Source organism: Lysobacter sp. KACC 24251 (assembly GCF_057747755.1).
Window position 1 is genome coordinate 284,754 of record NZ_CM173222.1, and the last position, 12,939, is coordinate 297,692.

A 12,939-nucleotide genomic window follows, 5' to 3' on the forward strand; every position below is an offset into this window, starting at 1 on the left:
TCAGAACCGTCGACGGATTCCCAGCCAACCCTCGGCGGTGCGCAACGTGTCCGCATCCGGGCGATGGCGGATGACTGCATCGGTTTCCAGTGTCCATTCGGGCCACAGGGCCACGTCGAGCCCGATCGACTGCTTGACGAAGGTGTCGCCGCGCCCCGCTTCCACCTGGATCCGCTGGGTCCATTCAGCGCGCTCGCCGAGCCGCTGGCCGACGCGCAACTCGCCGCGGAATACCGGCCCGGCGCGGCGAACGCCATCATCGTGCAGCGGCGCCAGCCGGTAGCCGGCGCCGAAGTTCAGGCCCAGCCGCGTGTCGCCGTCCCGCAGTGCGTCGTAGCCGTAAGTGGTGCCCACGCGGAAATGGTCGGCGTAGTGGGCGGCGGCGTCGCGGCGGGTGGCTGGAGCGCTCAATGGGGCGCGGCGGTGGCTGCCGGGCAGCCTGACCGGAGCGCGGCTGGCGGTCACCAGCCGCTGCGCCTTCGCATCGCCGGCCAGCCGCCACTCGCGGTCGCCGCACTGCGTGGAATAGCAGCGCAGGCGCAGGTTCGCCGGGTCGCTGGCAAGCACGATCAATGCGGGCTCGCCGCCGTACACCGGCGTGGGGAAGGACACGAACGGGCCCGACAGCAGGGCCAGTCCAACGGCACCGAGCATGCGAAGGCTGCGCGAGGGAGTGGACTTTGATTATGCCAAAAGCCGGCTGCGAGGCATCCCGGGCGGCGGGACCAACGCAGGCCGCCTCTGGCGGTGCTCAGTAGTAAAGGCTGACCACGTGCCGCGCCTGTGCGAAGAACAGCCAGCGCTCCACCGCCGTGCCCAGCAGTGCGGACAGCGTGGCCAGCAGAAGCAGTGCGGGCACGGCGCTCGGCCAAACCACGCCCAGCGACAGACACAGCATCGGCACCGCACCGAACAACGCCAGCGCGCACCCGCGCAATGCACGCGCGTGCTTTCGTGCCAGCACGTAGCCCATCTCGCGGGTGATGTAGTTCGCTTCGGTATGCGGGCGCTCGAACACGCTGGGCTGGCGCGTTGGCAGTCCCAACGCATCGCCGCGGCTGACCGGCAGCGGCGTGGTGTCGATGGCGCGCCAGTAGCCCAGTTTCAGCAGCACCAGGGCCGCCGCCATCGCGAGCATCGCCCAGGTACCCGGAACAGTCCGTCCGGACAACGCCAGTACCGCCTGGTCGAGCACGCCTCCGGTGAACAACGCAAAGCCGAGGTAGCCCGGCAGCACCAGCGGTTGGCACCAGGCCGGAATCGGTTTGAGCGAGGCATAGATCATCGCTGTGCACGCCACCGTGACCAGGCTGCCCACGGCCAGCAGGCTGGCGGCGAGCGTCCACCACCCGGCGGGCAGGTAGCCCAAGCCGTGGCCGCCCAGGTCAAGATGGCGCGCGCCCAGTAGCCCCAGCAACAGCGAGGCCGGCACGAAGGTGAGCATGGCCGCCACCCCTTCGCGCGACAGCCACGAGGTGCGCCACTGCGAGAACGCGCGCCAGGCGCGTCGTGGTTTGCCCAAGTGGCCGAGCGACGACAACAGGCCGGCTGTGACCAACACGCCACCGAGCAACAGTCCCGCCAGCCACACGCCGGCGTCGGCACGCGTAACGCCGCCCACCGCAAGCCGCAGCGCGAGCCAGCACCACAGTCCGTAGCCCGCGCCAGACAGCGTGGTGAAAACGATGACGGAGAAGGCTGGATTCATCGCGACAGCACCCGGTCGAGCCAGCGAAGGACGCCGGGCAGTTGCGCGGTGTCCAGGGTCTCCTGGGTGGGTGCGGCGGATCCGGCGCGACGAGGTCGGGGAGGCAGGTACTTGTTGGTGGGCTGATAGCCCAGTTCGGGCATCAGGTCGACGCCGCCGCGCTCGGCGACCAGCTTCGACACCTTGGATTCGGGATCGCCAAGGTCGCCGAAATGGCGCGCGCGCGTGGGGCAGGCCTGCACGCAAGCCGGCTGGCGTTCGGCTTCGTCGAGGTGTTCGTTGTAGATGCGGTCGATGCACAGCGTGCATTTCTTCATCACGCCTTCGACGTGGCTGTACTCGCGCGCGCCGTAGGGGCAGGCCCACGAGCACAGCTTGCAGCCGATGCACTTGTCTTCGTCCACGAGCACGATGCCGTCCTCGGCACGCTTGTAGCTGGCGCCCGTGGGACATACGGTCACGCAGGCTGGCTGCTCGCAATGCAGGCACGAACGCGGGAAGTGCAGGGTCATCGCCGGTTGCGCGGCCTCGGCCGCGGTGCCGGCACTGGCGGCGCAGCCGGTGGTCGCCGCCAGTTCATAACTGTGCACGCGGTTGAACCACACGCCCGACGGCGCCTTGCCGTACGGCTGCTCGTCGGTGAGCGGGGCAGCGAATCCGCCGGCGTTCCACTCCTTGCAGCTCACCGCGCACGCATGGCAGCCGACGCAGGTGTCGAGGTCGATCACCAGCCCCAGCTTCTTCTTCGATGGCGGTGGCAGTGCAGTCATTGGCGGCCCCGTTTGGCGCCCTTGAGCAGCCACAGGCCCAGCACGAACAGCGCCAGCGCGCCCAGTACCGTGGGCAGCAGCGCAAACAGCATCGCGGCCAGCGAGGCCGTCGCCTGGGTGGCGGACACGCCGATCGGATCGATCGCGCCATAGCCCAGCAGCACGACCGCGGCAAAGGCCAGGGCCACGCACAGCCAGCCGGCGATGCGGCGTCCTTCGTTCATAGCTTGTCTCCGGGCTTGGTGGCGATGCGGAAGGCGGCGCCATAGCGCAACGGCCGCGGATCCGCCCCGCCATGGGGCAGGGGTGCGAACCGGGGCGCGGCCTCCACCGCGCCGTCGGCCCTGGCGATGCTTACGCGCAGGTCAAACCACGCGGCCTGGCCGGTGACCGGGTCGGCATTGGCGTAGTCGCCGCGCGGGGTGATGTCGCTGATGAGGTGGTTGAGCAGGAAGCCCCGGTTCGCCTCGGGGGCGTCCGGGTCCAGGCGCCACGCGCCTTTGCGCTTGCCGATGGCATTCCACGTCCACACCGTGTCGGGCTGCACGTTGGCGGCCAGCTTGGCCTGCACGGTGATGGTGCCGTGGTGCGAGGTCACGGTGATCCAGTCGTCATCGGCAATGCGATGGCGCGCGCCGGTGTCCGGGTGCAGGAACAACACGTTGCGCGTGGCGATCTGCCGCAGCCATGCGTTCTGCGAACCCCAGGCGTGGTACATGAACATCGGCCGCTGGGTGACGGCGCTGAGCGGAAACGTGCCTACGGCCTGTGCGCCTTCAAACGGTTCGTACCAGATCGGCAGCGGGTCGAAGTAGGTGGCCACGCGCTTGCGGTGGGCATCCGGCGGCTGCTGCGGGCCATGGCCCAGCGCGGCCAGGCGGAACTTCTGCAGCGTCTCGGAGTACAGCTGCAACGGGATGGCCTCCGCGTGGCCGAGGAAGCCCATGCGCTGCGCCCAGTCCAGGTAACCGCGGTTCGCCATCTTGAAGTAGCGCGCGTGCTCGGGGATCTCGCTGCGCCAGAAACCGCCGTGTTCGATGTAGCGCTGCAGCTGGTCCGGATTGGGCGCGCCCTTGGCCTCGCGCGAGCCGTCCTCGCCGCGCCAGCCGGCCAGCAGGCCCACGCCGGGCGCGCGTTCGTGGCGCAGGATGTAGTCGGCGTAGTCGCGGTACTTCGGCGAGCCGTCGTCGTTGACCATGCCCGGCAGTCCCAACCGCGCGCCCAGGTCGAGCAGCACGCTCTGGAAGCCGCGCACGTCGCGGCTTCGCGGCGTGGCGTCGGCGCCGTCGTCGGCGTGCGCGCTGCCGCCGAGCGCCGGGTCCAGCACCGGGTGGCGGATTGCATCGGCGGCGCCGTCGGCATCGGAGATCGGGCGGTCGAGCAGGCTGATCGCGTCGAAGCGCTCGAGGTAAGTGGTGTCGGGCAACACCAGGTCCGCGTACGCCACGGTCTCGCTGGCGTACGCATCGGCGTAGATGATGCGCGGGATGCGGTATTCGCCGCGGTCATCCTTGTCAGTCAGCCAGCCGATGGTCTGCGCGGTGTTCATCGCCGAGTTCCAGCCCATATTGGCCATGAACATCAGCAGCGTGTCGATGCGGTACGGGTCGCCGGCCCATGCGTTGCGGATCACGGTGTGCATCATCCCGTGCGCGGAGAGCGGATAGGCCCACGAGAACGCATGGTCGATGCGGCGCGGCGCCCCATCGGCATCCACCACCAGGTCCTCGGGTCCGTGCACGAAACCCAGCGGCGCCGCGTCGAGCGCACCGTTGGCCTGCCGCGCCTTGCCGGGGCGATTGGGCGGTGGGATCGGCTTGGGGTAGGGCGGCTGGTAACGGAACGAACCGGGCGTATCCACCGCGCCCAGCAGCAACTGCAGCAGGTGCAGCGCGCGGCACGTGTGGAAGCCATTGCTGTGCGCGCTGATTCCGCGCATGGCGTGCAACGCCACGGGGCGCCCGACCATCTCGTCGTGCTCGCGGCCCCAGGCGTCGGTCCACGCGATTGGTAGGCGCACTTCGCGCTCGAAGGCGGTTTCCGCCAGTTCGCGGGCAACGCGGCGGATGGTGTCGGCGGGGATGCCACAACGTTCGCTGACCGCATCGGGTGCGTATTGCGGATCGAGGTAGCGCTCGGCGAGGAGGTGGAACGCGGGGACGGCGCGGCGGCCGTCCGGCAGGGTCACTTCGCCGACGACCGCGGGCGTGATGCCGATGGCATCCGCGGCAACGACGCGGCCCGACGTATGTTCGCGAGGCCCATCGCTCCTGTCCTCCTTGCCCGGCGATGCGTGGATGCGGACTGCCTGGTCTGCAGGTGCCGCAATCACGTCGCCGCGCTGCCAGCACAACGGCCGGCCCTCGGCGTCACGCGCGAACAGCCCGTCATCGGCGCCGCCCGGGTTGCGCACCACCAGCCAGTGCGCGTTGGTGTAGCGCACCAGGTAATCGAGGTCGATGCGGTCGGCCTTGAGCAGCTCGTGGATCAGCGCGAAGGCGAACAGGCCGTCCGTGCCGGGGCGGATGCCGACCCACTCGTCGGCGATGGCGCCGTAACCGCTGCGCACCGGGTTCACCGCCACGATTTTCGCGCCGCGCGCCTTGAGCTTGCCCAGGCCGAGCTTGATCGGGTTGGAGTCGTGGTCCTCCGCCACGCCCCACAACATCAGGTACTGCGTGTGATCCCAGTCGGGCTCACCGAATTCCCAGAAGCTGCCGCCCAGCGTGTACAGGCCGCCGGCCGCCATGTTCACCGAACAGAAGCCGCCGTGGGCCGCGTAATTGACCGTGCCGAACTGTTGCGCCCACCAGCCCGTCAGCGCCTGCGACTGGTCGCGGCCGGTGAAGAACGCCAGTTCATCGGGATTGCGTTCGCGGATCGGAGCCAGCCAGTCGGTCGCGATCTGCAGTGCCTCGTCCCATTCGATCTCGCGGAACTCGCCGCTGCCGCGCTCGCCCACGCGCAGCAAGGGCTTGTCCAGCCGTGCGGGTGAGTAGTGCTGCATGATCCCCGCCGAGCCCTTGGCACACAGCACGCCCTGGTTGACGGGATGGTCGGGGTTGCCCTGGATGTAGCGCACCCGTCCGTCGCGCAGCCATACCTTGATGCCGCAGCGGCAGGCGCACATGTAACAGGTCGTGGTCTTGACCTCGTCGCCCGGCGAGGGCGAGGTGTCGATGGCCGGTTCCGGGGGCAAGCGCATGCCCGCATTGTGCCCGCGCCGCCTGCGCGACACCACGTCGCCAGCCACGTGGCGCGGGGGCTCGCGGGGTCGCCGTTGGCGGTTAAGTGACGGCGGCGCGGTCCTTGGCGGGCCGCGTGTGCCATCCTAAAGCCCTGCCACCCGCCTTCCGGCCCGCCATGGAACGCATCGAACGCATCCACGCCCTGCATCGCATCCTGTCCGCCGCGCGCTATCCGGTGACGGTGCAGCGCCTGCAGGACGAGCTGGAGTGCTCGCGCGCCACCGTGTACCGCGACCTCGCCTACCTGCGCGACAGCCTGATGGCGCCCCTGGTCGGCAACGGTGAGGCCGGCTTCCGCTACGACCACAGCGAGAACGAACGGTTCGAGCTGCCGGGCCTGTGGCTGAGCTCGGAAGAGCTGCACTCGCTGCTGGCCGCGCAGCAGTTGCTGATGCGCAGCGGCGGTGGGGTGCTGTCGAACGCGCTGGCGCCGTTGCAGCACCGCATCGAGAAGTTGCTCGACGAACATGCCGGCGGCCGTCGCATCCCGGTCGAGCGCGTGCGCGTGGTGCCGCACCGCACCCGCCGCCTCGATGAACACGCCTTCCGCAACGTCGCCACCGCGGTGCTGGACCGAAAGCAGCTCACCTTCGAATACCGCGCGCGATCCACCGACGAGACCACCCGCCGCACCGTGTCGCCGCAGCGGCTGACCCATTACCGGGACAACTGGTACCTCGATGCCTGGGACCATGCGCGCGAAGCACTGCGCAGCTTCTCCGTCGATCGCATCGGCAATGCGCGCGTCGGCGATGCCGCGGCGCGCGACCTGCCCGAGGACGAGCTCAACCAGCATCTGGCGTCCAGCTACGGCATCTTCTCCGGCACGCCCAAGGGCTGGGCCACCATCGTGTTCAGTGCCAAGGCCGCGCGCTGGGTGGCCGACGAACACTGGCATTCGCAACAACAGGGCCGCTTCCTCGCCGACGGCCGTTACGAGCTGAAGGTGCCCTACAGCGCCGGCCGCGAACTGCTGATGGATGTGATGCACTACGGCGCCGACGCCGAGATCATCGAGCCGCCGGTGCTGCGCGAGCAGGCACGGGCGCTGCTGTCGCTGGCGCTGGGCAACTACGAGCGCTGACATGGCGGCCGCCGACGCGCCGAAGATCGAACAGGGCGAACCGGTGGCGCTGGTGCTGGGTGCCGGCGGCGCGCGCGGCTTTGCCCAGATCGGGGTGATCGAGGCGTTGCAGGCGCGCGGCCTGCGCGTGGTCGCGATTGCCGGCTCGTCCAGCGGGGCGCTGGTCGGGGGCCTGTACGCGTCCGGCCGGCTGCCCGACTTCCAGAAATGGCTGCTGGGCCTGAGCCGCACCGCGATGCTTCGCCTGCTGGACCCGGTATTCGGCCAGCCCTCCCTGTTTGGCGGCGAGCGCCTGATCCAGGCCCTGCGCGAGCAGGCCGGTGACCACCGCATCGAACAACTGGCGATCCCGTTCACCGCGGTCGCCGTCGATCTCATGCGCCAGCGCGAGGTGTGGCTTCGCGAGGGCGACCTGTGGGATGCGGTGCGCGCATCGATCGCAATCCCCGGGATCTTTACCCCGCACGTCGTGCGCGGCCGCGCGCTGGTCGACGGCGGCCTTCTCGCGCCGCTGCCGATTGCCGCCACGCGCCTGTCCGGTGCGCACCGCCTGATCGCCGTCGACATGCACAGCTGGCCGGACCGGCCGGTCGGACGCCTGGCCAGCGGCAACGGAGCCGGCGATGGCGCTCGCAACCCGACGGCTACCGATGCCAGTGCGGGCGAGCGCGAGATCGAGGGTATTCCGGAGACGCCCCTCGCGCCCGAAATGGAGCGCTCCCGGGTCATGAGCTGGCTGGCCCGACGTTTTCGCGACGAGGCGCAGCGGCAGGCGCCGGTCTCGGCCCTGGCGTCCATCGGCATGCCGGCGCCGCTCGGGTTCACCGAGCTGATGGCCCGCTCGCTGGACACGATGCAGGCACAGATCGCGCGGGTGCAGATGGCGCTCGACCCGCCCGAGCTGGTGATCCGCATTCCGCGGGACGCCTGCCAGTTCTACGAGTTCTGGCGCGCCGGCGAACTGATCGAGATCGGCCGGCGCGAAGCGGACAAGGTGCTGAACGCGGCGGGGTACTGAGCCGCTGGCGGCCCATGCCGCCACCGACCCCGCCGACACCGCAACTGGCGGCCAACGGGCCGGTGGGGGTCGCAGTCCCTGAGACAAGCGCGAGTGATGGTGTCTCCACACCTTCGGAGCCACCGCCATGACCCGCATGCTCGCCGCCGTTGCCCGTCCGTCCACTGCAGCCAGCGCTACTGACACGCGGGCCTGTCCCCGGCTAGCGGGCGCACCCCGGCACGTGGCGCCCGACCCGCGCGTGGACGAGGCATTGAGACTCCTGCTGGCGGTGGGCGCCGTGCTGGTGCTGCTGCTGCCCGACGCCCGCGGCTCGGCGGTGAGCGTGGGCTGGCTGCCGATGTGGTTGCTGGGCATGCCGCTGGTGGCGCTGTGGGCCATCCGTGGTTTCCCGCTGCGGTGGGGCGGCCGCAAACCGGCGGCACCGGCGATTCGCGCGCGCCGTCGCGGCACCAAGCCGCAGGCCCGCCGCCGGGCCCGGGGCACGGGGACGCCGGTGCGCGCGCGGGCAGCCTGACGCCTGCCTGGCCCGGCCCGCACCCGGGGCGCCATGACTTTGGCCACGCGGGTGCGGCTCCGGGGGTGTGCTAGCGTCCGGGGTTTGGATGCCCGTTCGGAGAACCCATGACGCAACTGTCGAAGGCCTGCCAGCACCTGGTGGCCGCCGCCGGCTTCGCCACCGTCGCCACCGTGGGATTCGCCCACGCCAAGGAGACCGCGATGACCGACCCCTACGCCTGGCTGGAAGACGTCGAAGGCGAGCGCGCCCTTACCTGGGTCAAGCAGCAGAACGCCAAGGCGGAAGCGGAGCTGGCCACCACCCCGGCGTTCAAGCAGCTTGAGTCCGACATCCGCGCCATCCTCGACTCCACCGCCAAGATCCCCGGCGTGGAGAAGATCGGGCCCTATTACTACAACTTCTGGAAGGACGCGAACCACCAGCGCGGCCTGTGGCGCCGCACCACGCTGGACGAGTACCGCAAGCCCGAGCCGAAGTGGGAAACGGTGCTGGACCTGGACGCCCTGAACAAGGCCGAAGGCGAGAACTGGGTGTGGCACGGTGCGCAGTGCCTGAAGCCCAAGTACGAACGCTGCCTTGTCGCACTGTCGCGCGGCGGCGCCGACGCCGACGTCACCCGCGAGTTCGACCTCACCAGCAAGACCTGGATCAAGGACGGCTTCTTCCGCCCCGAGGCGAAGGGCGGCCTGGGCTGGATCGACCAGGACAATGTCTACGTCTACACCGACTTCGGCCCCGGGTCGATGACTTCGTCAGGCTACCCGCGCGTGGTCAAGCAGTGGAAGCGCGGCACCCCGATGTCCGCCGCCGCCGTGGTGTACGAAGGCAAGGCCGACGACATGTACATCGCGGGCATGCACGACGACACCGTGGGCTACGAGCGCGACTTCGTCAGCCGCACCTTGGCGTTCTACAACGATGAGCTGTACCTGCGCGGCAAGGACGGCAGGCTGACCAAGATCGACGCGCCCAATTCGGCCAACAAGGGTGTGCACAAGGAGTGGCTGCTGCTGGAGCTGCGTGAACCGTATGCCGCGGGCGGCCAGACCCATGCCGCGGGCAGCCTGATCGCCACGAAGTTCGACGACTTCATGGCCGGCCAGCGCGTGTTCACCACGCTGTTTGCGCCGACCGAGCGTACGTCGCTGGCCAGCTACAGCTGGACCAAGGACCACCTCGTCGTCAACGTGCTCGAGGACGTGAAGAACCGCATCAGCGTGCTGACGCCGCCCGCGGCCGACGCCGCGCAGGGCGCCGCGTGGGCCAGTGCGCCGATGGTGGGCGTGCCGACCCTCGGCACCGTGGCCGTCAGCGCGGTGGACGCCGACGAAAGCAACGCAGTGTGGATGACCGCCACCGACTACCTGACCCCGACCTCGCTGTCGCTGGCCCAGCTTGAGCCCGGCGCGTCGGGCCAGCAGCCCGAAGTACTGAAGACCAACCCGGTGTTCTTCGACGGCACCCGGCACGTGGTGGAGCAGCACTTCGCCACCAGCAAGGACGGTACCAAGGTGCCGTACTTCATGGTCAAGCCCAAGGGCCTGAAGCTGGACGGCAAGACCCCGACACTGCTGTACGGCTACGGCGGCTTCGAGATCGCGCTGACCCCCAGCTACAACGCCGGCGCCGGCAAGGGATGGCTGGAGAAGGGTGGCGTGTATGTGGTCGCCAACATCCGCGGCGGCGGCGAGTATGGCCCGCGCTGGCACCAGGCCGCACTCAAGGCCAACCGCCACAAGGCGTACGAGGACTTTGCCGCGGTCGCCCGCGACCTGGTCGCCAAGAAGATCACCTCGCCGAAGCACCTGGGCATCCAGGGCGGCAGCAACGGTGGCCTGCTGACTGGCAACATGCTGACCCAGTACCCCGAGCTGTTCGGCGCGGTGGTGGTACAGGTACCGCTGCTGGACATGAAGCGCTACAGCCACCTGCTGGCCGGCGCGTCGTGGATGGCCGAATACGGCAACCCCGACACCGCCGACTGGGAGTACATCCAGACCTTCTCGCCGTACCACCTGTTCGACGCGAAGAAGCAGTACCCGCCGACCCTGTTCACCACCTCCACCCGCGACGACCGCGTGCACCCGGGCCACGCCCGCAAGATGCACGCGCTGATGTCGGAGGCGGGCAAGGATGTGCGCTACTACGAGAACATCGAGGGTGGCCACGGTGGTGCGGCCAACAACGCGCAGGCCGCTCACATGAGCGCGTTGGCCTACACCTTCCTCTGGAACCAGCTGAGCAAGTGAGCGGGCGCCGTGAGGCATTGACGTGATACCGCAACGGGCGCCTCCATGGGGCGCCCGTTGCTTTTGACTAGGATGGACCCCATTCCATGAAGCCCACTTCCCTGATCCTGGCGGCCACGCTGCTCATGACCACCACCCCCAGCCTCGCCGGCGCTGCCGGCCGCACCGACCTGCCGCCCGCCCCTGATGCCGCCCGCAAGCCGCACGTGGTCAAGGCCCCGCACGGCGCGCAGCGCGTTGATGAGTACTACTGGCTGCGCGACGACAAGCGCAAGAACCCCGAAGTCCTCGCGTACCTCAACGCCGAGAATGCCTACGTGGATGCGCTGATGGCGCCGCTGAAGCCGCTGGAGAACGCGCTGTACGACGAGATCGTGGGCCGCATCAAGCAGGACGACAGCTCGGTGCCGTATCGCGAGCGCGGCTGGTGGTACTACAGCCGTTTCGCCACCGGCCAGGACTACCCGATCTATGCGCGCCGCAAGGACGTCGCCGGCGCCAATGCCGCCACCGTGCTCAAGGCCAGCGAGACCCCCGATGCCGACGAGCAGGTGCTGCTCGACGTCAACGTCATGGCCCAGGGCAAGGACTACTTCAGCGTCGGCGACTGGGAAGTCAGCCAGGACAACCGACTGCTGGCCTGGGCCGAGGACGCGGTGGGTCGTCGCCAGTACACCGTGCGGATCAAGAACCTCGACACCGGCGAGGTGTACCCCGACACCATCACCGGCGTCTCCCCCAACCTGGTGTGGGCGGACGACAACAGGACCCTGTTCTACGTCGAGAACGACCCGGAAACCCTGCTCACCGTGCGGGTGAAGAAGCACGTGCTCGGCACCCCCGTCGCGCAGGACGTGCTGGTATACGAGGAGCACGACGACAGCTTCTACATGGGCATCGGTCGCACCCGCGACGACCAGTACATCTGCATCGGCGTGGAAAGCACGGTGTCCAGCGAATCGCGCTGTGCCCCGGCCGCCAATCCCGACAACTTCACCGTGCTCGCCGCGCGTCAGCGCGACGTGGAATACCAGGCCGACCACCACGGGGGCCGCTGGGTGATCCGCACCAACGCGCCGGGCAGGGATGGCAAGCCTGCCTCCAACTTCAAGCTGATGACCGCGCCCAGCGACGCGACCTCGCGCGCGCATTGGCAGGAGTGGATCGGCCACCGCGACGACGTGTTCATCGAAGGCTTCGAGCTGTTCGACGGCTTCAGCGCCATCAGCGAGCGCAGCAACGGCCTGGAGCGCCTGCGCCTGCTCAAGCCCGATGGCCAGGAGGAGTACGTGGGTGCCGACGAGCCTGCCTACAGCATGGGCCTGTCGACCAATTCCGAGCATGACACCGACTGGTTGCGCTACACCTACACCTCGTTGACCACGCCGGCCACCACGTATGAGGTCAACACCCGGTCGGGCGAGCGCCGCCTGCTCAAGCAGCAGCCGGTGTTGGGCTACGACCCGTCCAAGTACACCACCGAGCGCGTCTGGGCCACGGCCAAGGACGGCACCAAGGTCCCGGTGTCGCTGGTGTACCGCAAGGGCTTCGAGAAGAACGGCAAGGCGGCGCTGCTGCAGTACGCCTACGGCAGCTACGGCAACTCCATCGACCCGGGCTTCAACCTGCCGGTGGTGAGCCTGCTCGACCGCGGCGTGGTGTATGCCATCGCCCACATCCGCGGCGGCCAGGAGATGGGCCGCAAGTGGTACGACGACGGCAAGCTGTTCCACAAGCAGAACACCTTTACCGACTTCATCGACGTCACCGACTTCCTGGTCAGGGAAGGCTATGCAGCCAAGGACCGCGTGGCGGCCTACGGTGGCAGCGCCGGCGGCCTGCTGGTGGGCGCGATCAGCAACCTGGCGCCCGACCGTTACCGCGTGATCCTGTCGCAGGTGCCGTTCGTGGACGTGGTCACCACCATGCTCGACCCGTCGATCCCGTTGACCACCAACGAGTACGACGAATGGGGAAATCCGGAAAAGAAGGACTACTACGACTACATGCTGTCGTATTCGCCGTACGACAACCTGAAGGCGCAGGCCTACCCGGCGATGTTCGTGGGAACCGGGCTGTGGGATTCGCAGGTGCAGTACTGGGAGCCGGCCAAGTACGTCGCGCGGTTGCGTGACCTGAACACCTCGCCGCTGCCGGTGCTGTTCCGCACCAACATGGACGCGGGGCACGGCGGCAAGTCAGGGCGCTTCCGCCGGTATCGCGAGCTGTCGGAGATGTATGCGTTCCTGTTGGACCAGTTGGGCGTCAAGCAAGGTGCTTCCTTGTCGGACTGACGTGATGCTGTCGCGCCAGCCGGTGGTTCCGGGTTCGAGCGGCAGCGT

At 68.9% G+C, this 12,939-nt stretch carries 10 protein-coding genes; 5 read left to right on the plus strand and 5 right to left on the minus strand.

Annotated elements, in window-relative coordinates; genetic code table 11:
• From AC3ARF_RS01300 to AC3ARF_RS01320, 5 genes are all read right to left on the minus strand, one after another.
• Positions 1 to 654, minus strand: a complete 654-nt coding sequence (locus AC3ARF_RS01300) for a DUF481 domain-containing protein (protein WP_498929575.1) — start codon at positions 652 to 654, stop codon at positions 1 to 3.
• A gap of 97 nt (positions 655 to 751) precedes the next feature.
• On the minus strand, positions 752 to 1,708 hold the full coding sequence (locus AC3ARF_RS01305; RefSeq protein WP_498929577.1) for a dimethyl sulfoxide reductase anchor subunit family protein: 957 nt from the start codon (positions 1,706 to 1,708) through the stop codon (positions 752 to 754).
• A complete protein-coding gene (locus tag AC3ARF_RS01310) occupies positions 1,705 to 2,478 on the minus strand; it encodes a 4Fe-4S dicluster domain-containing protein (protein ID WP_498929579.1) in 774 nt (257 codons plus the stop codon). The genes AC3ARF_RS01305 and AC3ARF_RS01310 overlap by 4 nt, the downstream gene beginning before the upstream one ends.
• Positions 2,475 to 2,702 (minus strand): hypothetical protein, encoded by a 228-nt coding sequence (locus AC3ARF_RS01315; protein WP_498929581.1) that lies wholly within the window; start codon positions 2,700 to 2,702, stop codon positions 2,475 to 2,477. Before AC3ARF_RS01315 ends, AC3ARF_RS01310 begins: the two co-directional genes overlap by 4 nt.
• Entirely contained in the window at positions 2,699 to 5,683 is a 2,985-nt protein-coding gene (locus AC3ARF_RS01320; RefSeq protein WP_498929582.1) for a molybdopterin oxidoreductase family protein, read from the minus strand. Before AC3ARF_RS01320 ends, AC3ARF_RS01315 begins: the two co-directional genes overlap by 4 nt.
• Positions 5,684 to 5,841: 158 nt before the next feature.
• Between AC3ARF_RS01320 and AC3ARF_RS01325 the strand changes: the two genes are divergently transcribed.
• The 5 genes from AC3ARF_RS01325 (at position 5,842) to AC3ARF_RS01345 (ending at position 12,891) form a co-directional block, all read left to right on the plus strand.
• A complete protein-coding gene (locus AC3ARF_RS01325) occupies positions 5,842 to 6,810 on the plus strand; it encodes a helix-turn-helix transcriptional regulator (RefSeq protein ID WP_498929584.1) in 969 nt (322 codons plus the stop codon).
• A 1-nt stretch (position 6,811) separates the two neighbouring features.
• On the plus strand, positions 6,812 to 7,828 hold the full coding sequence (locus AC3ARF_RS01330) for a patatin-like phospholipase family protein (protein ID WP_498929586.1): 1,017 nt from the start codon (positions 6,812 to 6,814) through the stop codon (positions 7,826 to 7,828).
• Positions 7,829 to 7,955: 127 nt separating this feature from the next.
• Positions 7,956 to 8,345, plus strand: coding sequence for a hypothetical protein (locus AC3ARF_RS01335; protein WP_498929588.1), 390 nt, complete (start codon positions 7,956 to 7,958; stop codon positions 8,343 to 8,345).
• Positions 8,346 to 8,452: 107 nt separating this feature from the next.
• The gene (locus tag AC3ARF_RS01340) at positions 8,453 to 10,597 is read left to right on the plus strand and encodes a prolyl oligopeptidase family serine peptidase (protein WP_498929590.1); all 2,145 of its coding nucleotides are present in this window, start codon (positions 8,453 to 8,455) and stop codon (positions 10,595 to 10,597) included.
• An 86-nt stretch (positions 10,598 to 10,683) separates the two neighbouring features.
• Positions 10,684 to 12,891: a S9 family peptidase gene (locus AC3ARF_RS01345; RefSeq protein ID WP_498929591.1), complete on the plus strand. Its 2,208-nt coding sequence runs from the start codon at positions 10,684 to 10,686 to the stop codon at positions 12,889 to 12,891.
• Positions 12,892 to 12,939 lie beyond the last annotated feature (48 nt).

What these genes read in the sequence shown, in the direction of transcription:
- AC3ARF_RS01300 (WP_498929575.1), bottom strand. Translation starts at nt 654, where the DNA reads ATGCTCGGTGCCGTTGGACTGGCCCTGCTGTCGGGCCCGTTCGTGTCC.
- AC3ARF_RS01315 (WP_498929581.1), bottom strand. Translation starts at nt 2,702, where the DNA reads ATGAACGAAGGACGCCGCATCGCCGGCTGGCTGTGCGTGGCCCTGGCC.
- AC3ARF_RS01320 (WP_498929582.1), bottom strand. Translation starts at nt 5,683, where the DNA reads ATGCGCTTGCCCCCGGAACCGGCCATCGACACCTCGCCCTCGCCGGGC.
- AC3ARF_RS01335 (WP_498929588.1), top strand. Translation starts at nt 7,956, where the DNA reads ATGACCCGCATGCTCGCCGCCGTTGCCCGTCCGTCCACTGCAGCCAGC.
- AC3ARF_RS01340 (WP_498929590.1), top strand. Translation starts at nt 8,453, where the DNA reads ATGACGCAACTGTCGAAGGCCTGCCAGCACCTGGTGGCCGCCGCCGGC.
- AC3ARF_RS01305 (WP_498929577.1), bottom strand. Translation starts at nt 1,708, where the DNA reads ATGAATCCAGCCTTCTCCGTCATCGTTTTCACCACGCTGTCTGGCGCG.
- AC3ARF_RS01330 (WP_498929586.1), top strand. Translation starts at nt 6,812, where the DNA reads ATGGCGGCCGCCGACGCGCCGAAGATCGAACAGGGCGAACCGGTGGCG.
- AC3ARF_RS01325 (WP_498929584.1), top strand. Translation starts at nt 5,842, where the DNA reads ATGGAACGCATCGAACGCATCCACGCCCTGCATCGCATCCTGTCCGCC.
- AC3ARF_RS01310 (WP_498929579.1), bottom strand. Translation starts at nt 2,478, where the DNA reads ATGACTGCACTGCCACCGCCATCGAAGAAGAAGCTGGGGCTGGTGATC.
- AC3ARF_RS01345 (WP_498929591.1), top strand. Translation starts at nt 10,684, where the DNA reads ATGAAGCCCACTTCCCTGATCCTGGCGGCCACGCTGCTCATGACCACC.